The sequence below is a fragment of the Glycomyces sp. TRM65418 genome (assembly GCF_019710475.1).
Classification (GTDB): domain Bacteria; phylum Actinomycetota; class Actinomycetes; order Mycobacteriales; family Micromonosporaceae; genus Glycomyces.
Genome location: NZ_JAJFAX010000003.1, coordinates 362,886 through 386,931 on the forward strand (window position 1 = coordinate 362,886; position 24,046 = coordinate 386,931).

Here is a 24,046-nt window from a genome sequence, read left to right on the forward strand (position 1 = left end):
CCGGGCCGGCCGCGTCTCATCGCACTGCGGTGCAGTGGCCGGTCCGGGCGCGGACCTCGGCGGCGTCGACATGGCCGAGGTCCGCGAGAGGACGGGGGCAGACGCCGGCCAGCACCGAGGTGAGCGTCGTCGACGGCCTGCGCGGGGGCAGCAGTCGCGTGGCGGTGCGGAGGTAGTGATCCGACACCCGGTGCGCGGCGGCGCGGCGGTCCGCGTCGGCATCGATGCGGCGGGCGAGGTCGGCGGCGTAGGCGCGCAGCAGGTCGTGCTGGCGGTACCGGCCGGGTCGCCGCTCGGCGAGCAGGTGCGCGGACGTCAGCTCGGACAGCAGCATCTGCGCTCGTTCGAGCGACACGCCCGCGAGGCTCGCCGCCGCGGCCGCGGAGATGTCGGGGCCGGGGTGGAGGCCGAGGAGTCGGAACAGCCGGGCCGCTTCGGGGTCGAGCCGGGTGTACGACCAGGAGTACGCCGCGCGGACGTCCATGTGCTGCTCGAGGTCGTCGAAGGCGTCGAGATCGCCGTTCGATTCGCGGAGCTCGTCGGCCAGCGCCCGGAGCGGGAAGTGCGGGTGCGTGGCGGCGCGGGCGGCCACGACCGCCAGGGCCAGGGGCAGCCGGGCGCACGAGGCGATGATGGCCGCCGCTGCTTCGGGTTCGGCGGCCACCCTGTCGGGGCCCAGGCGGTGTTCCAGGAACTGCCGGGCCTCGTCGACCGTGAGCAGGTCGAGGTTCACCGGGTGGGCGCCGTCGAGAGCGATCAGCCCCGACATCCGGTTCCGGCTGGTGACCACCACCAGGCAGTCTCGGCCGCCGGGAAGCAGCGGGCGCACCTGCTCGGCGTCGCGGGCGTTGTCGAGGACCACCAGCACCCGCTTGTCCGCCAGCAACGTGCGGTACAGGCCGGTTTGGGCCTCGAGGCCCGAGGGCGTCCGTTCGGGCGTCACGTTCAAGGCGTCCAGGAACCCCCGCACGGCCTCGCCGGGTTCCATCGGCCGGCTGCCGGGGTCGAAGCCGCGCAGGTTCACGTACAACTGACCGTCGGTGTACCGTTCGGCGATCTGGTGGGCCCAATGCACCGCCAGGGTGGTCTTGCCGATCCCGGCCGTGCCGGTGATCGCGATGATCACCACCGCGCCCGGTCGGTCCAGGCCGGTTTCGCCGCTGTCGTGCACGAGCTTGTCGAGCTCGGCGAGGTGGCCGCTGCGGCCGGTGAAACCGCTGAGCGCCGCGGGCAGCTGTCGAGGGACGCGGGCTTCGGCGGGCCTGCCGTCGGTCACTGGCGGCGCGGTCAGGGCCGGATCGCCCGCCAGGATCTGCTGCTGGAGATCCTGTGCGGACTGTCCGGGTCGGAGGCCCAGTTCCTCGTCGAGGAGGCGGTGCAGCCGCTGGTAGGCCTCGAGCGCCTCGGCCTGCCGGCCGCACCGGTACAAGGCGAGGATCAGGAGCTCCCAGAACCGCTCACGCAGCGGATGCGCCTCGACTAGGGCCTCCAGTTCGACGACGGCGACGGCATGGCGCCCGACGCTCAGCTCGGCGGTCAGGCACTGCTCGGTGGCCTCCAGGCGCTGATCCTCCAGTGCGCGGGCCCGGTCGCGGACGGCGAGCAGGTCGATGTCGGCGAACGCGGCGCCGCGCCACAGTCCCAGACCGGCCCGGAACGCGGCCGCCGCATCGGCGAGGCGCCCGTCGTCCCATGCCCGGCGTCCTTCGGCGACCGACTGCTCGAACCGGTCGGCGTCGAGCGCGGACGCCGGGACTTCGAGCAGGTAGCCGCCCGGTCGGCCGTGCAGGACCGCGGTGGCGCCGGTTCTGGCGAGGAGTTTCCGGAGCCGGTACACGTAGGCCTGCAGGGTCGACTTCGCCGCGCGCGGGGGGCGGCCTTCCCACAGCTCGTCGATCAGCCGGTCGCGCCCGACCGTCCGGTTCGGACTCAGGAGCAGCAGCGCCAGCAGCTCCCGCTGCTTGGCCGCGCCCATCGCCACCGCTCGCCCCTCATCGGCGAGTTCCACCGGTCCCAGTACCCGAAATTCCACTACCGCCCCCAGACGTTCACAGTTCGCCCCGTAAGCCGCAATACCGCTCATCATCACACAACTGCGCGAATTTCGCTGTCCACGGGGAGGCGCCAGCGCGACGCCAGCACCGCGCCAGCGCGCGGTGACAGCCTTGATCGCGAACCTCACCAAAAGGAGGAAAGATGAAATCGCAACTGCTCAAGGGTCTTGGGGCTCTTGGCCTCATGACGGGGATGACCCTCGCCGTCGCCGTCCCGGCGCAGGCCGCCGAGTTCTCGCCGAGGGCCGCGGCCTGCATCACCTCGTTCACTGTCCACACCTCCGAGGACTGGGGCGCGGACGGGGACGAGCCGTACCTGGTGACCAACACGGGGACCTGGTACGCCCCGGGGTCGATGGACGACGGTTCGACGGCGGCCGTCAACCGGACCGTCGACACGGGCACCGTCGTGCAGGCATGGGATGACGACTCGCCCGACGGCGACGACTTCATCGGCAGCGCCACGGTGGGTTCGGGCGGCACCCTGAACTTCCAGGGCGATGACGCGCACTACACCGCCAACTACCGGCTCGGCGCCTGCTAGTCCGGTCGTCGGCCGCTGTGCGCGCCGAGAGCCGGGCCCACCAGGGGCCCGGCTCTCGGCGTGCCGGGAACGGGCCGCGAGTCAGCGCACGGACTTGATGGGCCACACCAGGATGCCGCCGAGGAGGGTCACGATCGCGCTCAGGACGTACAGGCCCGAGTAGCCGCCGAGACCGGCGACGATGGGGGCCGCCAGCGCGGGGCCGAGGACCTGCGGGGCGGTGGCGGCGATGTTGATGATGCCGAGGTCTTTGGCGCGGTCGGTCGCGGCGGGCAGCACCTGGGTGATGAGCGCCTGGTCGACCGAGAGGTACACGCCGAAGCCCGCGCCCATGACCGACGCCGCGACGATCGCGGCGGGCCAGGTGTGCCAGAAGACGAGGATCAGGGCGGCCGCGGTCATCACGGACGCGGAGGCGACGACGAGGGGTTTGCGGCGGTTGATCCGGTCCGAGAGCACGCCGCCGGCGACCGAGGTGGCGACGACGCCGGTGGTGTAGAGCAGGGTGAGGATCAGGACGCCTTCGTCGGCGGTGCGCCCGGGGAAGAGCCGCTCGTAGCCCACGGCGTCTTGGAGGAAGAACAGCAGGTAGAGGGTGCCGGTGGCGTTGCCGAGCATGACGAGGAACCGGGTGAACCAGGCCCAGGCGAAGTCCGGGTGCTCACGCGGGGAGACCCAGAAGGAGCCGAGCAGCGCCCGCGGCGAGAGGGGCGGGCGGGCTCGGTGCGGCAGCGGCGGGTCCGGTGTGGACAGGACGAAGGGGAGGGCCATCGCGGCGGCGGCGATGCCGATGACGGCGTATCCGGCTGCGAGGTCGGTGACGAGCGTGGTCACGATGACCGCGCCGATGACGAGCCCGAGGGCTTGGGGGAAGCCGATCCAGCCGGACACGACGGCGCGCTGGCGGATCGGCACGTGGTCGGGGATGCCCGCGTTGAGGCTCGCGTAGCCGGCGTTGAGCGCCGCTTGGGCGAGGCACCAGCACAGGAGGACGCCGAGGACGGTCGTCTGGAGGCCGAGCAGGCAGAGCGCGGCGGCGCCGACCGTGACGCCGCCGAGGGTCCACGGGTGGCGTCTGCCGAAGCGGCCGGTGGTGCGGTCGGAGAGGGCTCCGGCGAGGGGGTTGGCGATGACGGCGACGAGCGCGCCGCAGCCGGTGACGAGGCCGAACGCGGCGACCTTGCCGCGGTCGTCGATGTCGGCGAGCTGGATCGGCAGCAGGACCTGGATCGGGGTGAAGAAGGCCATGTAGAGGCCGAGCATCCCGGTGGAGATGCCGCCGATCCAGACCTTGCCGACGTTGCGGCGGGGTTCGGTGAGCGCGGTGGGCGGTGGGGCCGCGGGGGGTGAGGCTTCGGGGGCGGTGGTCATGCGGGCCTGCTTCGCGCTTCGGTCGGTGGCTCCGCGCCGGGAGTCGGGATGCCGGTCGGTCACGCCGCGTCGCTCGGGTCGGCGGCTTCGCGCGGCCGAAGCGACGGCTGCCCGAGCGAGGTCGGACAGAGGGGGCGTGTCGACCGCAGACGCCTCCGAACGTGACGTGAGTAACGTTCGAGACGGTATCAGTTCGCGGACTCGCCTGGAACCCCTTGCCGGTCGGGATTTCGGTGGCGGGCGGCGCGGACGGCGCGCGGCGAGGCGCCCAGTTCGCGGCGGCAGGCCTTGTTGAAGGCCTGGAGGTCGGGGAGGCCGACTGCGGCGGCGATCGCGGGGATCGACAGGGTCGATTCCCGCAGCAGGTGCCGGGCCCGCTCCAGGCGGCGGCGTCGGATGTGGGCGACCACGGTGGTCCCGGTGGCGGCGCGGAACAGGCGCGTCAAGTGGTTGTGGGACAGGCCGACCGCCGCGGCGACCTCGGGGACGGCGAGGGCCCGGGGCAGGTTCGCCTCGATGTGGGCGAGTGCGGCCGAGACGGCCGGGTGGCGTCCGGCTCCGCCCGGCTCGGGCGGCAGCTCGGTGAGTCGCCACAGGACGGTCCAGACCTCGGCGGCGGCCCGGGCCGGGGTGGCGGGGGCGGCGGCCACGGCGCGCCGCAGCGCCTCGGCCAGCGCGGGCCCGGCCGGGCCGGGGTCGCGCATGACCGGCACGGCCCGGGCGGTTCCCTCCCCGCGGAGCTTGAAGTGGGCGTAGCGGTGTTCGGAGGGGCCCCGGTAGCGGAACCGGGCCTCGGTGTCGGGCGGGATGAGGCTGACGCGGCCGGGCCGGATCGCGTGCGAGGTGCCGCCGACGATGAGTTCGGCCTCGTAGTCGTACAGGTGCAGCTGCCACAGGTCGGGCAGGCGGAAGACGTCCTCGGCGGCGGTGAGGCCGTGGACGCCGACTCCGGCGTGCACGGCCGCGGGCGGGAGGTCGAGATGGAGGCGCACGCGTCGCACGGTGAGAATCGACCACCAGTCAGTGATTCATGCCAATTACAGGAGAGGGATCGGATTCTATCTTCGGTGCATGGCAACCACTGAACACCTCCTGACATCGGTCGAGATGGCGCGGTTCGTCGCCCACGGGTACCACCGGATGGACGCGGTCGTGCCGGCCGCGATCAACGAGCGGGCCGTTCCGGCCTTCGAGGCGGGTCGGCTGCCGGACGTCTCCTTCGGGACGCCGCTGCGGCGGGCCTTCGCGGAGGGCTCGATCTCGCGGGCGATCCTGGCGATCCCGGCGGTGGCCGGGGCGCTCCGCAGCCTCGTCGGCCCGGACCCCACGGTGGACCACCACCACGTCCACGTGCGCGAGCCGCACGAAGGCCGCGCGCAGCCGCTCCACGGCGACGCCGTCATCGACACCCGCGTCGACGCGTTCGACGTGCAGCTCATGTACTACCCGCAGGAGGTCACCGCGGCGATGGGCGGCACGCTGAGCGTGCCGGGTTCGCATCTGCGCCGCACCAACGAGTCCGACACCGGCCGCTACCAGAACTTGCGCGGCCAGACCCGCCTGACGTGCCCGGCGGGGACCGTGGTGCTCCTCCACCACGGCATCTGGCACGGCGGGCGGCGCAACGACAGCGACATCCGCCGCTACATGTACAAGATCCGCTTCAACCCCACCGTGCCGCAGGTGCGGACCTGGGACGTCGCGGATCTGGACGACCCGGCCGTCGCCAGGGAGCTCTCGGTGTACCACCCCTGGTGCGAGCACGCCACCGCCCGCCTGGAGATCTACAACCGCATCACGATGTGGCGGGCACTCACCGGCGACGCCTCGTTCGACATCGACTACTGGGCGACGCGCGTCGCCAACCGCCCCGGGAGGGTCGCATGAAGCAGCAAGTCCTCGTCCTCTACTTGAACACCTCCGCGCTCGACGCCGAAGTGCTGGGCTGGGCCAACTACGACGGCACCGGCAGGACCAGTCCCGCCACCGGCGACGGCGACGAGCCGCCGTACGAGACGGGCGTGGACGCGCTCAAGGACGGCTGGCGGCTCTTCCAGGCGTCGCAGCTGATGCCGCCCTACCCCGGGCACGAGTACGAGACGTCGTTCCTCAAGCACGAGTTCTGGTTCGAGAAGCTCGAATAGCCGCGAGCGGGCCGGCCCGGAGGCCGGCCCCCTTCGGGTCACTCCTTCTCGAGGAGCGTTTTCAGCGTGCCGAGGTTGGCCGCCACGGCCGCCTTGACCCGGGTGACCGCGAGCGGCGCGATGGGCCGAGCCGGACCGGCGGCCTTGAGGTCCATGGCGTTGGTGACGATCGTGCCCCCCTGCGCCGGGTCCAGGACGTAGGCCACGTCGCCGTGGAAGGGGCCGAGGTCGCCGCGGATCGCGAATCGGCGGTCCGGCTCGTACTCGGTCACCTCCACCGTCTCCTCGCTGTGCTCGGGGACGGTCCGGGTCTGGAGGTAGCTGGAACCGACGCCGACCGGACCTTCCGAGGTCTTCTTGGTCTCGCTGATCGCGTAATTCCACTGGGGAATGTTCTCCGGGTCGGCCAGGTAGGCGAAGACCTCGGCAGTGGGGCGGTCGATCCTGATCGTGTTGGTGAACTGCATCCGAGCGCATCTCCTCACCGAACGGTGCGCAGCGGGCGCTGGGTCACGGTCGGGTCGTTGGCGGGCGGACGACCGGCCGGGCGTCCGCTGGTGGCGGCGCCGTGCCCGCCCGCGGTCTCGGCCGGACGGGGCAGGGCCCCCGACGAGTTTACGCGCTGGAGGCCGCTCGCCGTCAGGGCCAGCGTTCACGATGTCGCCGGAGCCCGTCGAGGACGAGGTCGAGGCCGATGTCGAACTCCTCAGCGTACGCGTACCCGGGCTTCAGGGCGTGGTCGGTGATCATCTCGGTGAGGTGCGGGAACTCGTCGCGGGGCAGGTGATCCATGATCGACTCGGCCACGGCTTCGAGTTCGGCGGGCGAGCCGAACGGCAGGGCGAGCTCTTGGATCACGAAACCGTAGATGTAGCTGTCGATCAGCGAGAACGCGTGCGCCGCACCGGCGATCGAGAAGCCGCCCGCCCGCAGGCACCCGATCACGGCGTCGTGGTGGCGCATGGTGGCCGGGCCCGGGCCGGTGCGCGAGTCCATCAGGCCGATCGCCCACCGGTGGCGGATCAGCGCCTCGCGCGTGGAGACCGCCCGCCGCCGCATCGCGGTCGCCCAGTCGAGGTCGCCCGAGGGCAGCTCGATCTCGGCGAAGACGAGGTCGACCATGCCGTCGAGCAGCTCGTCCTTGTTGCGGAAATGGTGGTAGAGGGCCATGGCCCTGACCCCGAGCCGTTCGGCGAGGCGGCGCGTGGACGGGATGCCGCCGCCGGCCTCGTCCGCCATGGCGACCGCGGCGTGCAGGACCTTCTCCCTGCTCAGGTTGCGGTGGACGGTCGGCTCATCGCTCACGGGTTCCTCCTGTTCGGCGGCGGCTCCTCACCCGAACTTTACACCGTACAGTTTTCCTGTACAGTGTAAAGGCAGCAACACCCTTCGACTGAGGAGCCGACATGGAATCGAACCACTCAGAGACCGCCGGCCTGCCGGGCGCCGGGAAGCGGATGTGCATCGTCGGCGCCTCCGGGAAGCTCGGGCGCTACATGGTGCAGCACGCGCTGGACCGGGGCTACGAGGTCGTCGGCGTCTGCCGAGAGCAGAGCGTGCCGAAACTCGCCGACTTCGGCGACCGGATCACGGTGATCGGCGGGGCGACCGACGACCGCGCCGTCATCGCGCGGGCCGTGGAGGGCTGCGACGCCGTGCTCACCGTGCTCGTGCCCTGGGGCGTGCACGGCTACGCCTCCGGCACCGCCCAGGCGGTGCTCGACCAGGCCCGGCCGGACGCCCGCCTGGTGTTCTCCTGCGGCTGGCACATCAGCCGCGACGGGCGGGACGTGTACACCTGGCGGTTCAAGGCGCTGGTGGCCGTGCTGACGAAGGCGGCGAGACTCGTGCGCGTCGTGGACGTCGACGACCAGGTCGAGGCGTGCCGGAGGATCTTCGCGAGCGACGCCCGCTGGACCGTCGTGCGCGGGAGCGACCTCGAAGAGGGCCCCAGCGAGGGCCTGCCGGTGTGGAGCCGGCACATCGGCGACCCGGTCCTGGCGAGCAACCGCACCCGCCGCGTCGACTTCGCCCTGTTCATGGTCGAGGCCGTCACGGACGACGCGCTCGTCCAGGAGGCGCCGGCCATCGTCGGCCGCCTCACGCCGTCGGCCCTCGCCCACGCCAGGCGGTGAGCCTCGCCTCCGGGGGCTGCGCAGTGTTCATGATCGCGTTCGGAGCCGCTCGCGATTAGGGCCGCGACCTGCGGATACTCCCTCCGGCCTGTCCCGGTCCGGGGCAGCGGAGGGAGGAAACGCATTGAACAAGGTCGACCGCATCGTCGCCGCGGGATTCGTCATCGCCTGGAGCGGCGGCTTCATCGGGATCGAACTCGGCACCCAGCACGCCTCCCCGCTGGCCCTGCTCACATGGCGGTTCCTGGTGCTGGCCGTCCCTGCGGTCGCCTGGCTGGCCTGCCGACGCGGCCGCTTCCGGCGGCGCGACATCGGGGTCCACGTCATCATCGGCCTCGGCGCGCAGGTCGGCTATCTCAGCGGCATCAGCTTCGCCGCCCAGCTGGGCGTCGCCCCCGGTGTCGTCTCCCTCATCGCCGCCCTGCAGCCGATCGTCATGGCGATCGCCGCGTGGCACTTCCTCGGTGAGGGCCTCCGGGCCGCCCAGGTCGTCGGCCTGCTCATCGGACTCGTCGGCGTCGGCTTCGTGGTCGCCGCCGACCTGGGCGGCGGCGCCCCGCTGTGGGCGTTCGCGCTGCCGCTGGGCGCGATGCTCGGCATCGTCGCCACGACGGTGCTCGAACGCCGCGTCCGACCCGACAGCCTCGGGCCCACCGACGCCCTGGCCGTGCAGTTCCTCGTCGGCGCGGTGGTGTTCACGGCGCTGACCGCGATCGGCGGGCAGCTCGCGCCGCCCGCCGCGGGCGGCTTCTGGGCGGGAGTGGCGCTGACGGTGGTGCTCGCCGGCCTCGGCGGTTACGGCCTGTACTGGGCGGTGGTGCGGCGCAGCGGCCCGAACACCGCGTCGAGCCTGCTCTACCTCACGCCGCCGACCACGCTGCTGTGGGCGTGGCTCATGTTCGGCGAGACCCTCGATGGGGCCGCCTGGATCGGGCTGGGGCTCACGGCCGCGGGCGTCACGCTGGCACTGCGACGCGGCCGCTCCCGAGAGGCGGTGCATGCCTGACGGGAACGGCCGCGGCGGTCGGATCGGCGCAGTCGCGCGATCAGTGCGCTCGCATCAGTGCGAGGTGCGGTGGCGTCGCTGCGCGATGCCCTCGGCGACGCCGATGAGCAGGACCGAGGCGATCACCGCCACGACGAACCCGAGCACGTTCAGCTCCATGATGTCGCCGGTGCCCAGCAGGTTCGCGATGGTCCCGCCGATGACGGAGCCGACGAGCCCGAGGAGCAGCGTGGCGAGGATGCCGAGCTGCTGCTTCCCGGGCTTGATGAGGCGGGCGAGCGCACCGATGATGAGCCCTGCGACGATGAATCCGATCATGAGCTACTCCTTGTTCGCGTTGGCGGTCTGGTGGCGGTCGGTCACCGCTTGGCGCCCCGCCCGAAGATGGCGCCCAGACCGATCATGCCAACGCCGAGGACCAAATGCAGCCAATTGTCCGCATTGTTGACCGGCACGAAGTTCGCAGCGGAGTCCAGGTCGATCAGCAGCCCGTAGAGCCACAGGACCAGATAGATGGCACCGCCGACGAACAGGAACATCAGCGAGCCGCGCACGGAACGCGCCAGGAGGAACCCGGCGATACCGAACAGCAGGTGGACGATGTTGTGAAGCACCGAGACCTCGAAGATCCCGAAGAGCTCGGCCGAGGAATGGTGACCGGCGAAGGTCATCGAGTCGAAGTCGCTGGTGATTCCCGGGACGAACCCGAGGAGGCCCACCAGGAGGAACACCAGGGCGACGAACATGGTCACGACCTGGACGGGCGCTCGTCCGCCTGTCGCGGAAGTGCCGTGCGCAGAAGATCGCATTTCAGACATCTCAGCTCCCTTTCCTTTCGGTGGCGCTGCCGTAGTTCGGCGCTGCCGCCCACGGTGTACCCGTCTTGTCCCGGTTCAACACTCGACAGGTGTTTCCGGTAGAGGGCGCCGAACAGGACGGCGGCGACGATCAGCTCCGCGGCGTCCCCGCCGTAGTACATCAGTTGCGCGGCCGCACGGGCGGACGACGCGTCATGGCCCGCGGGGAGGGCGTGCGCGTAGAGGTACTTGGCCAGGAACGCGTGAGCGGCCACCGCGACGGCCAGCGCCGCCACGCGGACCGCCGGGCCGGGGCGGTGCGGCGCCGGGTCGGGCCCGATGATCGACCAGGTGAAGAGGTATCCGGAGGCCAGGTAGTGGACGAGCAGGAGGCCGTGGAGCAGGGGGTGTCGAACGGCGGCCTCGTGCAGCGGCGTCAGCATCACCGCGTAGAGCCCGCCGACGCTGAGGAGGACGGCGGTGAACGGATGGCCGAGGCACCGGACGGCCCGCCGCCGCAGCAGCCGGGTCGCCTTGCGCGCCGCGGGCACGGAGAGCGTCCGCAGCAGCAGGGTCACGGGAGCGCCGAGGACGAGGCCGATCGGCGCGAACATGCCCAGCAGCAGATGCCGCGCCATGTGAGCGACCGGTTCGGGCCCCGCGGCGAGCGGCGACAGCGCGAGGGCCGCGGTCGCGCAGCCGCTCAACCACAGGACGGTCCGCCGCCGAGACCAGTCGGTCGTGCGCGTCGCGGCCCAGCAGTAGGGAACGGCAAGAAGGAGCACGACCGCGGCGGCGGTCCAGGGCAGGGGGTCGGCGCCGTGGGCGCCGTGCGCGGTCATCGGCGGGGCTCGCCGGAGGCGCGAGCGCTGAGGGTCAGCGCCGCTCCGGTGAGGATCAGCGTCGCGGCGGCGAGGTTCCACGCCAGGTCGTAGGGCCAGAGCTCGACGTCGTAGCGAATCTGGTGGAGGCGCAGGAGCTTGTGGACGACGAGGCCGTCGAACAGTTGGAAGGCGCCCGCCCCGAGGAGGAACCCGCCCCAGGCGGCCGTCGGGTGGAGCGTGCCGCGCCGCCGCAGGGCGGCGAACCAGAAGAAGCCGCCGGTCAGGGCGAGCAGTTCGCCGGCGTGCAGGAGCCCGTCGGACAGGAGCGCGACGTCGGTCGCGGCGGGGTCGTAGAAGTGGTGCCAGGCCAGGATCTGGTGGAAGACGATCTCGTCGACCGCCGCCATCATCCCGACGCCGATGACGGCGGCCGCCAGCGCGGACCGGCCGCGGTCGCGCAGGTCGCGTTCATCCACAGTGCACCTCTGCGTGTCCTCGAAGGGGAGGCGGGCGGGACGGTCGCGAAGGGAGGCGTCGCGACCGTCCGCGCGGTTCAGCCGTTGCGCGACAGCGCGCCGCGCATCGCATCCTTCACCCGGTCGAACACGGCCAGGACCGGTCCGGCGGCGAGGTTCTCGGGCGCCGTCTCGACTCCCGGGTGCGGGTGCGTGGGCGCCGCCTTCTCGGCGATGCGGACCTGCTTGGCGAGCGTCCGGAGCCGGTCCGGCCCGTGCTGCGCTCGCAGGTAGCGGAACTCGTACTGCTCCTCGTACTGCGCGTGCGCGAGCACCGCGGCCCGCAGCTTCGCGAACGCGGCCGCGAAGTCCTCGGAGTCGCGGTCCATCGATTCCAGGCGGGCCAGCGCCTCCTTGGCCTGGTGCTCCTCGTGGAGGCGGTCCTCGACCACGCCTTCGCCGCCGTCGATCGAGCGGCGCGCGAGCGGGTGCACCACCTCCTCTTCGGCGGTCTCGTGGACGGCGAGCAGGCGCACCAGCCGCGCGAACGCCTCGTCGCGGGCGTCACCGGACGCGCGCTGCACCTCGGCGAAGAGGTCCCTGATGAGCATGTGCTGGCCCGCGAGCAGGTCGATGAGGTCCTCGACGTGCTCGGGGCGGTTCTCCACGGTCATGGCACGGCCCCCCTCACTGCCGGTCCGAGCGCGGTTCGCGCAGTTCGGGCACCGGATGCTCGCCTTCGGTCGAGAGGCGGTAGTCGGTGCCGAACCGCTCGCGGTGCTCGTCGACCACGCGCTCGCTGGGCGGGGCCTCGCCGCCGTGGATCTCCTCCTGCATGCGCTCGAAGCGCTCGTGGGCCTCGCGCACGTAGCCCGCGCCGAGCGTGGTGAGGTCGATCTGGGTGTCGAGGAGCTCCCGAACGTAGGCCTTGTTGGGCTCGAAGGTGACCGGTTGCGGCAGTTCGGGGGCGAGCACCTCCTCGGGTTCGCGTCCGTCGTGCTGGCGCATCAGGTCGCAGGCCAGGCGGAGATGCTCGAGCTCCATGTCGAGGTGGAGCTCCCAGATCGCCTTGATCCTGGGATCGGACTCGGTCTGCATGAACGAGTAGTACAGGTAGCACTCGTTGTACTCGTGGTTGACCAGGCGCTCCCACCAGGTCTCGCCGGGGTCCACGAGGGATTCGTAGTGCGTGACGTGCTCTTCCTCGATCAGTCCGATCTCCTGGTAGAGCTGCCGGGCGATCGGCTCCATGTACTGGGGGCCGACGTTCATGTAGAAGTTCATGGTCTGCTGCTCGGCGGCCATGATGGTCAGGGCGTGCAGCTTGGAGATCGGTGCGGCGGCCTCGCGGTCGTAGGGCTCGCGCACGTTGTCGTGCGGGTGCCGGTGGTGGTACTTGGTGGGCCGGCCCGGGATGACCTCGGTGAGGCCGTCGACGATCTTCTCGGCCTTGCGGTGCTGGACCATCTCGTACAGGTTGGAGTACCGGTAGAGGTGGTCGAAGTCCTCGAGGACCCCGAACTGGTAGGCCTGCTTGAGGTACGGGTCGGGCTCCATCCGAGCCACCCAGGCGGTGAGGTCGACGGCGACCTGCTCGTAGGCGATGGTGGTCTCCAGGGCCGAAGCGCTGCCGGGGAGGAGCCAGTTCACCGCCTTCTGCTGCTGGTGCTCGATGTAGCGCACCTCGGCGAGCTGCCGCTTCACGTCCATGGACGGGCAGTTGCGCGCGAACTGGTGGCTGAAGAGCAGCGCCTCGACCTCGATGCCGTTCATCGCGATGATCCGGCATCTCGTGTACGGGTCGGCGTGGTCGGGGTCGATCGGCTCCACGTCGAGTTCGCGCCAGTTGCGAAGCTGCTTGTCGAGTGGGATGCCTCGGTGGTCCAGTGGGTTGAAGCTCATGGAGTTCCCCTTGTCGTGGTTCGCTCGTGCGGTCGCCCGCGGCCGGTGACATCGGTGCGCGGCCGTCCCCGAGGACCGCGACCCCGCATCCGCGGTCCGCGAACCGCCTCTCTCGCACAGCGGCCGATTTAAGCCGTTTCGCGCGGACGAGGCGCCCACCGCCCCTTATGTGCCCCTGTCACCGCGGGGTGAAACCCGATCCCGGGGAGAGATCCCGACCGACGCTCATCGCGACGGGTGGAACACGGCGCGGACGCAGCCGTCCTCCTTGTTCTTGAAGAGCTCATAGCCTTTGGGGCCTTTGCGCAGCGGCATCACGTGCGTGGCCCAGTGGCGGGTCTCCAGTTCGCCTGCGGCCATCCGCTCCAGGAGCATCGGGATGTAGCGCTGGCCGTGCTGCTGCGCGGCGCGCACGGTCAGGCCCTTGTTCATGACCGCGCCGAGCGGGAACTTGTCGACCAGGCCGACGAACACGCCGAGGATGAAGACGCTGCCGCCCTTGCGGCAGGCGAGGACGGCCTCGCGCACGGCCTGGGACCGGCCGGTCTCCAGGCGCAGGAACTGCTTGGCCTTGTCGTAGGCGTACTGCGGCCCGGTGCCGTGGGCCTCCATGCCGACCGCTTCGATGCAGACGTCCGGGCCCCTGCCCCCGGTGCGCTCGCGCAGCTCCGCGCCGACGTCCGTGTCCGTGTAGTCGAGGGTCTCGACGCCGAGGTGCCGCTCGGCCATGTCGAGGCGGTCGCGCAGGCGGTCGATGACGATGACGCGCTCGGCTCCCAGCCGCCCCGCGCTCCAGGCCGCCATCTGCCCGACCGCGCCGGCTCCCCACACCGCGACGGTGTCGCCGCCGGTCACGCCGCCCAGGTCCGCGCCCATCCATCCGGTGGGCGCCGCGTCGGAGGCGAACACGGCCGCGTCGTCGTCGAGGCCGTCGGGCACGGGGAACGCGCCGTAGTCGGCGAAGGGCACGCGCACGTATTCGGCGTGGCTCCCCTGGAAGCCGCCCATCGCGTGCGAGTAGCCGTAGACACCGCCGGTCTCATAGCCCCACAGGGCCGCGCCCATCCCGGCGTTCGGGTTCCCGTTGTCGCACAGCGACCACTGGCCCTCCTCGCAGTACCGGCAGCGGCCGCAGGCGATGAACGAGGCGACGACGACCCGGTCGCCGACCCGGAGGCGCTCGACGCCCGGCCCGATCTCGACGACCTCGCCGATGAACTCGTGGCCGAGGACGTCCCCGGCCTGCATCGCGGGAACGTATCCGCCGATCAGGTGCAGGTCCGAGCCGCAGGTGGCGCTGGCGCTGACCTTGACGATCGCGTCCTGGTCGTTGAGGATCCGGGGGTCGGGCACGCGTTCGACCGAGAGTTCGTCCACGCCTTGCCAGCACAGCGCCTTCACAGCCGCCCCTCTCCGCCGGAGCGGCGCGCGAGGGCCCCGATCAGCTTCCCGCCGGGGGTGTGCGGGCGGGTCGGCTCGGTCCGGAGCACCTCGCCGGTCTCCACGAGCGACTTCGCGTCTCGCAGGGCCCGGCGCACCGATTGACGGGGGTCCTCCCCCGCGATCCGCGACGCGGGGCCCGTGCGGCCCGCGGTCGCCTCGTCGGGCGGGAGGGCGGCGAGTTCGGTCCCGCGGCCGCCGAGCGCGGGGGTGATCCGCACCCGCAGGCCGGGGAGGTCGAGGGCGCGCCGCACCCGCTCGTCGCCGGCCACGTCGTCGGGCGGGGCGTTCACCGTCACGGTCAGCCAGCGCGAGTCGCCGAGCGGGGTGCGGCGGATGACGCGCCGGTTCCGGATCGCGCGCATCGCTTCCCGCAGGACCACCGGACCCGCGGTCAGCGCGATGCTCTTGACGATCGGTTTCATGCCGTCTTCCTTCCGCGCCCGCCGCTCGCCGGGGCTCCGCGCGTCGCGCGCCGGTTCCGGACGGCGCGCGCCGCTCGGCGCAGCGCCCACATGCCTACGGCTACGGCGATGTTCTTGAACAGCCAACTCATACCGGGGTCCTCTCCGCTCCGCCGCTCAGTCGGTTTCGGTCTTGGCCTGCGCCAAGCGCGCCAGGCGGCGAAGCGATTCGCGGTTGCGGGGCGCGATCAGTCGTGATTGGGCGGACGAGGGCAGTGCCGAGAGCGGTCCCCGTATGACCATCTCGTACATCTTGACGGTCGTGGTCCGGTCGTCGCCGGTGAGCTCGAAGCGGACGCGGGCCTTGCCGACCGGCCACATCCGGGCCTCCAGGACGAGCAGGCTCGGCGGGTCGACGCGGAGCACTTCGGTGGAGTCCTCGATGACCAGGGGCCAAGGGCCGATGCTGTGGTGGATGCGGGTGCCCTTGGCGGGCCAGCCCTCGTCGACCTCGCGGATGTGCGAGGCGCCGACGACCCAGCCGGCGTAACTCCAGCCGTCGGCGAGCACGTCGAACACCGCCTGGGGCGGGACGGGGACGCTGAGCGAGACTCCCGGGTCCGATCCGGCCATCGCGGCACCTCCTCGTCGCTGACACCGCGCCTTCGGCGGCACAGCGCAAGTACCCTGCGGGCGGTCGCCCAAACCCGCCGCCGACGGCATCGGGGCCGGCGGCGGCCGCGCTGCCAGGCGTCTCGGCGGGATTGAGCCCTCCATGCTGGACGGATCGGGCGGGGACCGCGCGGCCGGGGCGCGGGAGCGGCGGGGTCCTCGGCGAGCGGCGGGCTCGGCGCAGGCGGCTCCGGGCCCACGGGCGCCGGACCGGGCGCGGGCGGAGGCCGGTCCGGCGCGAGCGCTGGTCGCAGCGCAGGCGTGCACCGCGCGGCACGCGTGCCGGAGCGGCGGTTCGCGTTCGATCGCTCGTCCGGGCCCGGGTGCGGTCCCCCGATGCGGCTTCGCGTTCAGTCCTCGCCGTAGAGCCGCTGATGCAGCCCTCCGATGGCGGCGCGGTAGAGGCCGCCTGCGCAGCCGTTGCGGGTCAAGGCGGCCCGGGCGGCGTTCGCTCCGGCCGCGCCGTGGACGGCGCCGCCGGGATGGGCCGAGGCGCCGGCGAGGTAGAGCCGGTCCAAGGGCGTGTCGGCCCTGGCGAGACCCGGCACGGGACGGAACACGAGCTGCTGGTGAACGGCCGCCACGCCGCCGTTGATCGCGCCTTCGTCGAGGTTGCGGTCGAGCCCTTCGAGATCGCGCGGTCCGCTCACGACGCGTGCGGTGATGTGGTCCTTGAATCCGGGGGCGTACCGCTGGACGGCGCGTTCGATCCGATCGGTGAGGCGGCGCGTCCGGTCGTCGTTCCAGTCCAGGCCCCGCGGCAGGCGCGTGTAGGCCCACAGCGATTCGGTGCCGCTCGGCGAGCGGGTGGGGTCGGTGGTGGTCATCTGGCCCATGAGCACGAACGGCCGCTTCGGCTCCCGGCCGACGGCGAACCGGGCGCTCAGCATGGAGAGCTCGTCGAGGCCGCCGCCGAGGTGGACGGTGCCCGCTTCGGCGACCGTCTCGTCGGCCCACGGGACGGGCGCGTCCAAGGCCCAGTCCACTTTGACCGTGGCCTGGTCCCATTCGAAGCGGGCGAGGTCGGAGGCGAACCGGCGCGGGAGGTGTTCGACGCCGATGAGGTCGCCGTACAGGTGCGGGGCCGTGACGTCGGCGAGCACGGCGCGGCGGGCCTTGACCGGCGTGCCCTCGCCGTCGCGGACGCCGACGGCGACGCCGCGGGCGTGGAGGACCTTCGCGACGGGCCTGCCGCATTGGACGCGGCCGCCGAGGGATTCGAGGCGCGAGAGGAGCGCGGCGGTGAGCTGCCCGGCGCCGCCTTCGGGGACGGGGAAGCCGAGGTCTTGGCCGACCATCGACAGCAGCCAGCCGAACAGGGCGCTGCCGGCCTGGTCGGGGCCGAGGCCGCTGTGCATGGCGTTGCCCGCGACGAGCGCTCGCGCGCCCTCTCCGGCGAAGCGCTCGTCGCCGAAGCGGCGGGCGGGCAGGGCGAGGGTCCTGGCGAAGCGGAGCGCGTCGGCCGGGCCGAGCGCGCGCAGGAGCCCTGCTCCGGCGCGCACGGGCGGGAAGGGGCGCAGCATCGCTTCGAGGAGGGGCTCGCGCACCCGTCGCCACAGGTCGAACTCCGCGATCCAGGCGTCCCCGTCGCCGGAGGCGAACGCCTCGAGCGAGCGGGCGGTGCGGCCGATGTCGCGGGAGAGCAGTGCCGTGCGGCCGTCGGGGAGGGGGTGGGCGAGCACTTGAGGCGCGCGCCGCCAGCGCAGGCCGTGCTGTTCGAGGCCGAGGTCGCGGATGACCGGGGAGGCCGCCCCGAGCGGGTAGAAGGCGCTGCAGCGGTCGCTGAGGAACCCGGGGGCGATCTCGGTGGTGCGCACGGCACCGCCGGGTTCGGGGGCGGCTTCGAGGACGAGCACCTCCCAACCCGCTTGGGCCAGAACGTTCGCGGCGACGAGCCCGTTGGGGCCCGCGCCGATGACGACCGCGTCGACCGTTTCGGTTTCACTCGCCATGCAGGCGACACCTCCTTCCAGCGCCCCGGATACCCGAGCGGGCCGGGAAGATGCGTCGCGGTCCGATCCGTTCGGGATCCGGGCCTGGTCTCCGGCGCGAACGTGGGCGTCGACCGGGCGAGTCGGCTGGTTGCGGCGGCTGCGACCGAGGCTGTGAGGCGGGACGCGATGCGCACCGGGTCGATGCCGGCGACGACGAGTGCCGCGCCGCAGCGGATCGCGGACGCGGCCCGGCGGTCGCGGCCCGGGCGGTGTCGGCGATGGGGACCGCCCAGTGGCGCAAGGGGATCGGCGCGAGGTTCGCCCCCGAGGCGGGCGCCTGCGGCGCTCACGACGACGCACGAGCAGCGGTCGGTCGGGTCCCGCCTCCTGGCCGGGCGGCGGGGTTCGGGCAGCGCTGGGACGCGTCGCTTCGGCGGGATGCGGCGGCGCCGACGGGCTCGATCGCCTGGGGGCCCGTGCGCTTCATGTCGCGAGACGTATCGAACACCCGTTTGCGGTTGCGCTCTGCCCGCAGTTCGGTATGTTGATCTTGATCTTGATACACATGTTCGACATAACACGGGGGTTCTGGTGGCGACATCCGTCGCGGCCGCGTTGGCCGCTGAACTCGGCCTGCGCACAGCCGCAGAACTGCGGCCCGCAACCGAAGCGGGCGACGCACCGCCGCTCACTCGAACGCGCTCGGCCGCCGACACTCCTCCCGTCGCACTCGCCGGGGCCGCTGCGCGCCCGGACGCCCTCCCCGCGACGATCCGACCGCCGAGGACCATCCTGCCCGTCACCCCTGACATTGCCGCCCTGCTGCCCTTCGGCGGACTCGCAACAGTGACCGCAATCACCGGATCCCGTCGCGGGGCCACCTCCCTGCTGTGGCGGCTGCTGGCCGGTCCCACCAGGGCCGGCGCCTGGTGCGCGCTGGTCGGCATGCCCGGCCGCTATCCCCTCGCGGCCACCGCCGCCGGGGCCGATCTCCACCGGCTCGCGTTCGTCGACGCCGCCGGCCCCCGCATCGCCGACGCCGCCGGGGCGCTCGCCGAGGGCGTCGCCGCCCTGGTCGTCCCCAGCGACGGCCTCAGCCCTGCCCAGGCGCGGCGCCTCACCGCCCGCGCCCGCAAGGGCGGGACCGCGATCGTGTGGTGGGAGACCCGCCCCGTGGCCGGCCCCGACGCCCGGCTCGAGGTGGCCCGCGTGCGGTGGCGGGGTCTGCGCGTCAACACCGATCGGCGCTGGGGCGCCGGGCGGCTCCACGCCTGCGAACTCGACGTCGCCGCCCACTGGCGTTCCGGCGGCGGCCACCGCGCCCGGGTCTGGCCGTACGGCGGCGAGCCCCAGGGAAACGTCGTCGAGCTGCGCCCCAAAGGCGGGCGGCGATGAGCACGACGGCGCCCGCAGCCCCGAGCGAGCCCGCCGAACCGCGACCGCAGCGGCGGCGGGCGGGTCGCGACCACGGGCCGCTCGCCTCGAACGCCCCGGCCGCCGTGCGCCCCGGGCTGCGGCAGACCGTTCACGGGGCCCGCCCCGGGGCGTCCGCGCGCCGAAGCCGATCCGCCGCGGCCCTGCGGCAGGCACGCCGCGGCCCACTCGCATCCGGCGATCAGGCCGCCGTCCCACCCGGGCGGCGGACCACCCGCGGGCGCGGGCCCTTCCCGCCCGCATGCCGCCGCTCGTCCGCCGCCGAGGTGAGGGCATGGGCCTCCTGCGGGGTTCGCGATCGCGCCCGCTCGCCCCACCGCCTTCCTCGGTGGTGACCGGCCGTGAGCGTGCAGGCCACCGGGACCCCGAGTCGGACGCTCGTGGCGCGGCTCCCCGATTGGGATCGTGAGGACGCCGCCGCCTTCGCGCCCGTGCTCGACGCCGTCGACCTCCTCACCCCGTACGTCGAGGTGCTCGAACCCGGCGCGTTCGCCGTGCCCCTCCGCCGCGGCGCGGGCGGCGAGGCGGCCTTCTGCGAGACCCTCATCGACACCGTGGCCGGACTCGTGGACCAGGACTGCGTCACCGGGGTGGCGGACGGCCTCTTCGCCGCCGTGCTCGCCGCCCGCGAAGGCCGCATCGTCCCGCCCGGCGGCGACGCCGCCTTCCTCGCCGCCCGCGACATCACCGACCTGCGCGCCACGGGCCTGGTCGAACCCGAGACCTGCGAGACCCTGCGCCACCTGGGCATCACGACGCTGGGGGCGTTCGCCGCGCTCCCCGGGGCGGCCGTGGCCGAGCGGTTCGGCCCCCAGGCCCGCCGCGCCCAACTGCTCGCCGCCGGGCGGCCCGCCCGCCCCCTGGCCCCCCGCCCGGCCGACCCCGACCTCACCGTCGCCACCGTCCCCGAGACCCCCTACGCCACCGTCGACCAGGCCGTCTTCGCCGCGAGACCCCTGGCCGAGCGGCTCCTGGCCCTCCTCGACGGCCGCAACCTCACCTGCACCCGCCTCACCGTCACCGCCCGCGCCGCCACCGGCCTGACCCGCCGACGCACCTGGCAGGTCGACCCCGCCGCGACCGCCGCCGACCTGGCCCGCCGCGTCCGCTGGCAGCTCGAAGGCTGGCTCCTCTCCAGCCGCGGCGACGCTTGCGGCGCCGCCGATGAGCACCGGACCGGCGCCGTCACCGCCCTGGAGCTCACCCCCGGCGGCCTGCTCGACCTCATCGAGGCCGGACGCGGCCTGTGGGACGTCAAGGACCCGGCCACCGCCCGCGCCGAAGCCGCCCTCCGCCGCATGCAGAGCCTGCTCGGCCCCGAAGCCGTCCGCATCGCCGCCGCCACCGACGGCCGCGGCCTGACCGAACGCGCCGGCAGCGCCGCCTGGGAAGCCGAAGCGCCGCCCGCGCCGCCCCGCGGACCGTGGCCCGGGGCGCTGCCCGACCCGCCTCCGGCGCTGGCCGGCACCGGCGAACCGGTCGACGTGCTCGACGCCGCCGGGACCCCCGTGGCGGCCCTCGCCCGCGGCGGTCTGTCCGCCACCCCGGCGACGGTGGCCTTGGGCGGCAAGCGGATCCCGATCGTCGCCTGGGCCGGGCCCTGGCCGGTGTCCGAACGCTGGTGGAGCCCCGCGGCCCGCCGCTACACCCGCCTCCAGGTCGAGCTCGCCGACGGCAGCGCCGCACTCCTGGTCTGCGAGCGCAGCCGATGGACCGTGGGCGGCTGGTATGACTGACTACGCCGAACTGCACTGCCACTCCCACTACTCCTTCGCCGACGGCGCCGACGCCCCGGCCGCGCTCACCGCCGAGGCCGCCCGCCTCGGCCTCACCGGGCTCGCGATCACCGACCACGACGGCCTCTACGGCGTCCCTCAGTTCGCTTCGGCCGCCGCCGAAGACGGCCTCCCCGCGGTCTTCGGCGCCGAACTGAACCTCGACATGCCCCGAGCCCGCCGGGGCCAGGCCGACCCGGCCGGGCGGCACCTGATCGTCCTCGCCCGCGACCCGGACGGCTACCGCCGGCTCTCGCGCGCGATCACCCGGGCCAAACTCGCCGGCGGGCGGGCCGCCGAGAAGGACCTGCCCCGCTACGACATCGACCGGCTCGCGGCGCTCGCCGACGGCCGCTGGCAGATCCTCACCGGCTGCCGCAAAGGCGTCCTCAACACCGCCTTGGACGCCGGCGGCCCCGAAGCCGCCGAGCGCGAACTGCGCGAACTGGCCGAACGGTTCGGGCCCGAGCGCGTCGCGGTCGAACTCACCTGCCACGACCTGCCCGGGGACACCGAGCGGATCGAGGCCCTCGCGGACCTGGCCCGCCGCTGCGGCATCGCCACGGTGGCCACGAACAACGTCCACTACGCGGCCCCGCGCCGGGCCAGGGCCGCCGCCGCGCTGGCCGCGATCCGGGCCCGCACCACCCTCGACCGCGCCGACCCGTACCTGCCCGCGAACGCCGGGGCGCACCTGCGCAGCGGCGCCGAGATGGCGCTGCGCTTCGCCGACTTCCCCGAGGCGGTCGCGGCCTCCGCGCGGATCGCCGCCGAGTGCGCCTTCGACCTCAAGCTCCTGCGGCCGCGGCTGCCCCGCTACCCCGTCGCAGCCGGCCACGACGACTTCTCGGCCCTGGCCGAGCTGGTCAAGGCCGGAGCCGAGGAACGCTACGGCCCCCTCCACGACGAACGCGTCCCCGGCGCGTGGGCCCAGCTCGACCGGGAGCTGCGCGTCGTCAAGGCCCTCGGCTTCGAGGGCTACTTCCTCATCGTCGCCGACATCGTGCGGTTCTGCCGCGAGCAGGACATCTACTGCCAGGGGAGGGGGTCGGCGGCCAACAGCGCCGTCTGCTACGCCCTGGGCATCACCAGTGTGGACGCCGTGACGCACGGGATGCTGTTCGAGCGGTTCCTCTCCCCCGACCGCGACGGCCCGCCCGACATCGACCTCGACATCGAGTCGGGCCGCCGCGAGGAGGTCATCCAGTACGTCTACGGCAAATACGGCAGGGACCGGGCCGCCCTGGTCGCCAACGTGGTGACCTACCGGCCGCGCTCGGCCGTCCGCGACGCGGCCAAGGCCCTCGGGTACGGCCACGACCAGGCCATCGCGTGGTCCAAACGCCTCCACCGCTGGGGCGGCGGCCTCGACCCCGAGGAGACCGGGCACGTCCCCGCCGAGGTCCGGGCGCTCGCCGCCGAACTCATCGACATGCCCCAGCACCTGGGCATCCACCCCGGCGGCATGGTGCTCACCGAGCAGCCCGTCAGCGAGATCGTACCGGTCGAGCCGGCCCGCATGAAGGACCGCACCGTCCTGCAATGGGACAAAGAGGACTGCGCCGACGCCGGGCTCGTGAAGTTCGACCTGCTGGGCCTAGGGATGCTGGAGGCCCTGCACCGCATGGCCGACCTCGTGGCCGACTTCCACGGCGAGCGGTTCGACCTGTGGCGGCTCTCGCCCGACGACGAGGACGTCTTCGCGATGCTCCGGCGCGCCGACACCGTGGGCGTCTTCCAGGTCGAGAGCCGCGCCCAGATGGCGACCCTCCCCCGGCTGCAGCCGAAGGACTTCTACGACCTGGTCATCGAGGTCGCGCTCATCCGGCCCGGCCCGATCCAGGGCGGCTCCGTCCACCCCTACCTGCGCCGCCGGCACGGCGAGCCGTGGGAGCACCTGGTCCCGGAGCGGCTCAAGCGGACCCTGGAGCGGACGCTCGGCGTGCCGCTCTTCCAAGAGCAGCTCATGCAGGTCGCCGTCGACGCCGCCGGGTTCGACGGCGCCGAGGCCGACCGGCTGCGCCGGGCCATGGGCGCCAAGCGGTCCGCCGAGCGCATGGAGGCGCTGCGGGTGCGCCTCTACGCCGGGATGGCCGAGCGCGGCATCGTCGGCGCGCAGGCCGACCAGATCTACGAGCAGCTGAAGTCCTTCGCCGACTTCGGGTTCCCCGAGTCGCACTCCATGTCGTTCGCCCACCTCGTGTACGCCTCGGCGTGGCTCAAATGCCACTACCCGGCCGCGTTCTACGCCGGGCTGCTCGCGAGCCAGCCCATGGGCTTCTACTCCCCCGCCTCGCTCATCGCCGACGCCCAGCGCCACGGCCTCGTCGTCGCGATCCCGGACGTCAACGCCGCCGAGGAGGTCGCCTCGCTCATGGCCTCCGAACGGCGATGCGAGCCGCCGGTGCGGGCGGTCGCGGACCTCCGGCTCGGCCTCGGCGACGTCAAGGGCCTGGGAGCCCCCGCCGCCGCGCGGATCGTCGCCGCGCGCGAGGCCGACGGCCCGTTCCGGAGCCTGGCCGACCTCGCGCGCAGGGCCGGGCTGGACCGGGAGCAGCTCGAGAAGCTCGCCGTCGCCGGGGCCCTCGAAAGCCTCGAACCCGACCGCCGCAAAGCACTGTGGACGGCCGGGACCGTGGACGAGCGGCCCGGGACGATCCCCGGCACCGGCCCGGCCGCGCCGCCCCCGACCCTCCCGGGCATGAGCGCCGCCGAACTCGCCCGCGCCGACTACACCGGCCTGGGGCTCTCGGTCGAGACCCACCCGATGGCGCTGGTCCGCACCTCGCTCGACGCCGCGGGCGTGGTCCCCAACCACCTGCTCCCGGAGGTGCGGGACGGCGCGCGCGTCGAGATCGCCGGGATCGTCACCCACCGCCAGCGCCCCTCGACCGCCAAGGGCGCCACCTTCCTGAGCCTGGAGGACGAGACCGGCATCGCCAACGTCGTGTGCTCCCAAGGGCTCTGGAAGCGCTGGCGGGACGTCGCGTCGGTGGCGAAGGCCCTGCGCGTCAGGGGCACGGTGGAGAAGCCGCACGACGCCCCCGGCGAGACCATGCCGATGATCGTGGCCGACAAGCTCGTCCTGCTCGACCTGAACAGCCCGACCGCGCCCTCGCGCGACTTCCGGTGAGCAGCCGGAAGGCCCGGCCCCG

Annotated in this window: 23 protein-coding genes; 8 read left to right on the forward strand and 15 right to left on the reverse strand. The window is 73.2% G+C overall.

Annotation, left to right across the window (positions count from 1 at the left end):
• Window positions 1-16 precede the first annotated feature (16 nt).
• Window positions 17-2,008: an AfsR/SARP family transcriptional regulator gene (locus tag K3N28_RS09695; protein ID WP_228092294.1), complete on the reverse strand. Its 1,992-nt coding sequence runs from the start codon at window positions 2,006-2,008 to the stop codon at window positions 17-19.
• 188 nt (window positions 2,009-2,196) lie between these two features.
• On the opposite strand from K3N28_RS09695, the gene K3N28_RS09700 reads away from it, so the two are divergent.
• Window positions 2,197-2,598, forward strand: a complete 402-nt coding sequence (locus tag K3N28_RS09700) for a hypothetical protein (protein WP_228092295.1) — start codon at window positions 2,197-2,199, stop codon at window positions 2,596-2,598.
• Between the two features lie 81 nt (window positions 2,599-2,679).
• Here the strand turns inward: K3N28_RS09700 and K3N28_RS09705 are convergent, their stop codons facing one another.
• Window positions 2,680-3,969, reverse strand: a complete 1,290-nt coding sequence (locus tag K3N28_RS09705; protein WP_228092296.1) for an MFS transporter — start codon at window positions 3,967-3,969, stop codon at window positions 2,680-2,682.
• A gap of 188 nt (window positions 3,970-4,157) precedes the next feature.
• Window positions 4,158-4,970 carry a helix-turn-helix domain-containing protein gene (locus K3N28_RS09710; RefSeq protein WP_374209731.1) on the reverse strand — a complete coding sequence of 271 codons (813 nt, stop codon included), beginning with the start codon at window positions 4,968-4,970 and terminating at the stop codon, window positions 4,158-4,160.
• 70 nt (window positions 4,971-5,040) lie between these two features.
• On the opposite strand from K3N28_RS09710, the gene K3N28_RS09715 reads away from it, so the two are divergent.
• The gene (locus K3N28_RS09715; RefSeq protein ID WP_228092298.1) at window positions 5,041-5,856 is read left to right on the forward strand and encodes a phytanoyl-CoA dioxygenase family protein; all 816 of its coding nucleotides are present in this window, start codon (window positions 5,041-5,043) and stop codon (window positions 5,854-5,856) included.
• Entirely contained in the window at window positions 5,853-6,113 is a 261-nt protein-coding gene (locus tag K3N28_RS09720; RefSeq protein WP_228092299.1) for a hypothetical protein, read from the forward strand. The genes K3N28_RS09715 and K3N28_RS09720 overlap by 4 nt, the downstream gene beginning before the upstream one ends.
• A gap of 38 nt (window positions 6,114-6,151) precedes the next feature.
• On the opposite strand, the gene K3N28_RS09725 is transcribed toward K3N28_RS09720, so the two are convergent.
• Window positions 6,152-6,580 (reverse strand): SRPBCC family protein, encoded by a 429-nt coding sequence (locus K3N28_RS09725; protein WP_228092300.1) that lies wholly within the window; start codon window positions 6,578-6,580, stop codon window positions 6,152-6,154.
• Window positions 6,581-6,752: 172 nt separating this feature from the next.
• A complete protein-coding gene (locus K3N28_RS09730; protein WP_228092301.1) occupies window positions 6,753-7,418 on the reverse strand; it encodes a TetR/AcrR family transcriptional regulator in 666 nt (221 codons plus the stop codon).
• A 101-nt stretch (window positions 7,419-7,519) separates the two neighbouring features.
• Between K3N28_RS09730 and K3N28_RS09735 the strand changes: the two genes are divergently transcribed.
• Window positions 7,520-8,248 carry an NAD(P)-dependent oxidoreductase gene (locus K3N28_RS09735; RefSeq protein ID WP_228092302.1) on the forward strand — a complete coding sequence of 243 codons (729 nt, stop codon included), beginning with the start codon at window positions 7,520-7,522 and terminating at the stop codon, window positions 8,246-8,248.
• 124 nt (window positions 8,249-8,372) lie between these two features.
• A complete protein-coding gene (locus K3N28_RS09740) occupies window positions 8,373-9,254 on the forward strand; it encodes a DMT family transporter (RefSeq protein ID WP_228092303.1) in 882 nt (293 codons plus the stop codon).
• Between the two features lie 54 nt (window positions 9,255-9,308).
• Here K3N28_RS09740 and K3N28_RS09745 read toward each other — a convergent pair whose 3' ends face one another.
• The 10 genes from K3N28_RS09745 to K3N28_RS09790 form a co-directional block, all read right to left on the reverse strand.
• Window positions 9,309-9,572: a GlsB/YeaQ/YmgE family stress response membrane protein gene (locus K3N28_RS09745; RefSeq protein ID WP_228092304.1), complete on the reverse strand. Its 264-nt coding sequence runs from the start codon at window positions 9,570-9,572 to the stop codon at window positions 9,309-9,311.
• 41 nt (window positions 9,573-9,613) lie between these two features.
• On the reverse strand, window positions 9,614-10,000 hold the full coding sequence (locus K3N28_RS09750; protein ID WP_255640269.1) for a DUF4383 domain-containing protein: 387 nt from the start codon (window positions 9,998-10,000) through the stop codon (window positions 9,614-9,616).
• 2 nt (window positions 10,001-10,002) lie between these two features.
• Window positions 10,003-10,893 carry a cytochrome c oxidase assembly protein gene (locus K3N28_RS09755; protein ID WP_228092306.1) on the reverse strand — a complete coding sequence of 297 codons (891 nt, stop codon included), beginning with the start codon at window positions 10,891-10,893 and terminating at the stop codon, window positions 10,003-10,005.
• Window positions 10,890-11,351 (reverse strand): DUF2243 domain-containing protein, encoded by a 462-nt coding sequence (locus K3N28_RS09760; protein ID WP_228092307.1) that lies wholly within the window; start codon window positions 11,349-11,351, stop codon window positions 10,890-10,892. The genes K3N28_RS09755 and K3N28_RS09760 overlap by 4 nt, the downstream gene beginning before the upstream one ends.
• 77 nt (window positions 11,352-11,428) lie before the next feature.
• Window positions 11,429-12,004, reverse strand: a complete 576-nt coding sequence (locus tag K3N28_RS09765; protein ID WP_228092308.1) for a hemerythrin domain-containing protein — start codon at window positions 12,002-12,004, stop codon at window positions 11,429-11,431.
• A gap of 13 nt (window positions 12,005-12,017) precedes the next feature.
• Entirely contained in the window at window positions 12,018-13,232 is a 1,215-nt protein-coding gene (locus K3N28_RS09770) for a hypothetical protein (protein ID WP_228092309.1), read from the reverse strand.
• A gap of 225 nt (window positions 13,233-13,457) precedes the next feature.
• Window positions 13,458-14,633 (reverse strand): zinc-dependent alcohol dehydrogenase, encoded by a 1,176-nt coding sequence (locus K3N28_RS09775; RefSeq protein ID WP_228092310.1) that lies wholly within the window; start codon window positions 14,631-14,633, stop codon window positions 13,458-13,460.
• Window positions 14,630-15,097 (reverse strand): hypothetical protein, encoded by a 468-nt coding sequence (locus K3N28_RS09780; protein ID WP_228092311.1) that lies wholly within the window; start codon window positions 15,095-15,097, stop codon window positions 14,630-14,632. Before K3N28_RS09780 ends, K3N28_RS09775 begins: the two co-directional genes overlap by 4 nt.
• A gap of 156 nt (window positions 15,098-15,253) precedes the next feature.
• Window positions 15,254-15,709, reverse strand: a complete 456-nt coding sequence (locus K3N28_RS09785) for an SRPBCC family protein (RefSeq protein ID WP_228092312.1) — start codon at window positions 15,707-15,709, stop codon at window positions 15,254-15,256.
• Between the two features lie 389 nt (window positions 15,710-16,098).
• Entirely contained in the window at window positions 16,099-17,700 is a 1,602-nt protein-coding gene (locus tag K3N28_RS09790; protein WP_228092313.1) for an NAD(P)/FAD-dependent oxidoreductase, read from the reverse strand.
• Between the two features lie 828 nt (window positions 17,701-18,528).
• Here K3N28_RS09790 and K3N28_RS09795 point away from each other — a divergent pair.
• The 3 genes from K3N28_RS09795 to K3N28_RS09805 all read left to right on the forward strand — a co-directional run bounded on the left by K3N28_RS09795 (window position 18,529) and on the right by K3N28_RS09805 (window position 24,024).
• Window positions 18,529-19,077, forward strand: a complete 549-nt coding sequence (locus K3N28_RS09795; protein ID WP_228092314.1) for a hypothetical protein — start codon at window positions 18,529-18,531, stop codon at window positions 19,075-19,077.
• Window positions 19,078-19,457: 380 nt separating this feature from the next.
• Window positions 19,458-20,852 (forward strand): hypothetical protein, encoded by a 1,395-nt coding sequence (locus K3N28_RS09800; protein ID WP_228092315.1) that lies wholly within the window; start codon window positions 19,458-19,460, stop codon window positions 20,850-20,852.
• A complete protein-coding gene (locus tag K3N28_RS09805; RefSeq protein ID WP_228092316.1) occupies window positions 20,845-24,024 on the forward strand; it encodes an error-prone DNA polymerase in 3,180 nt (1,059 codons plus the stop codon). The genes K3N28_RS09800 and K3N28_RS09805 overlap by 8 nt, the downstream gene beginning before the upstream one ends.
• The last annotated feature ends 22 nt before the right edge of the window (window positions 24,025-24,046 follow it).

Coding starts and splice junctions, on each gene's coding strand:
- K3N28_RS09720 (WP_228092299.1), top strand. CDS start 5,853: ATGAAGCAGCAAGTCCTCGTCCTCTACTTGAACACCTCCGCGCTCGAC.
- K3N28_RS09790 (WP_228092313.1), bottom strand. CDS start 17,700: ATGGCGAGTGAAACCGAAACGGTCGACGCGGTCGTCATCGGCGCGGGC.
- K3N28_RS09785 (WP_228092312.1), bottom strand. CDS start 15,709: ATGGCCGGATCGGACCCGGGAGTCTCGCTCAGCGTCCCCGTCCCGCCC.
- K3N28_RS09765 (WP_228092308.1), bottom strand. CDS start 12,004: ATGACCGTGGAGAACCGCCCCGAGCACGTCGAGGACCTCATCGACCTG.
- K3N28_RS09770 (WP_228092309.1), bottom strand. CDS start 13,232: ATGAGCTTCAACCCACTGGACCACCGAGGCATCCCACTCGACAAGCAG.
- K3N28_RS09725 (WP_228092300.1), bottom strand. CDS start 6,580: ATGCAGTTCACCAACACGATCAGGATCGACCGCCCCACTGCCGAGGTC.
- K3N28_RS09705 (WP_228092296.1), bottom strand. CDS start 3,969: ATGACCACCGCCCCCGAAGCCTCACCCCCCGCGGCCCCACCGCCCACC.
- K3N28_RS09750 (WP_255640269.1), bottom strand. CDS start 10,000: ATGTTCGTCGCCCTGGTGTTCCTCCTGGTGGGCCTCCTCGGGTTCGTC.
- K3N28_RS09805 (WP_228092316.1), top strand. CDS start 20,845: ATGACTGACTACGCCGAACTGCACTGCCACTCCCACTACTCCTTCGCC.
- K3N28_RS09755 (WP_228092306.1), bottom strand. CDS start 10,893: ATGACCGCGCACGGCGCCCACGGCGCCGACCCCCTGCCCTGGACCGCC.
- K3N28_RS09700 (WP_228092295.1), top strand. CDS start 2,197: ATGAAATCGCAACTGCTCAAGGGTCTTGGGGCTCTTGGCCTCATGACG.
- K3N28_RS09735 (WP_228092302.1), top strand. CDS start 7,520: ATGGAATCGAACCACTCAGAGACCGCCGGCCTGCCGGGCGCCGGGAAG.
- K3N28_RS09780 (WP_228092311.1), bottom strand. CDS start 15,097: ATGAAACCGATCGTCAAGAGCATCGCGCTGACCGCGGGTCCGGTGGTC.
- K3N28_RS09745 (WP_228092304.1), bottom strand. CDS start 9,572: ATGATCGGATTCATCGTCGCAGGGCTCATCATCGGTGCGCTCGCCCGC.
- K3N28_RS09715 (WP_228092298.1), top strand. CDS start 5,041: ATGGCAACCACTGAACACCTCCTGACATCGGTCGAGATGGCGCGGTTC.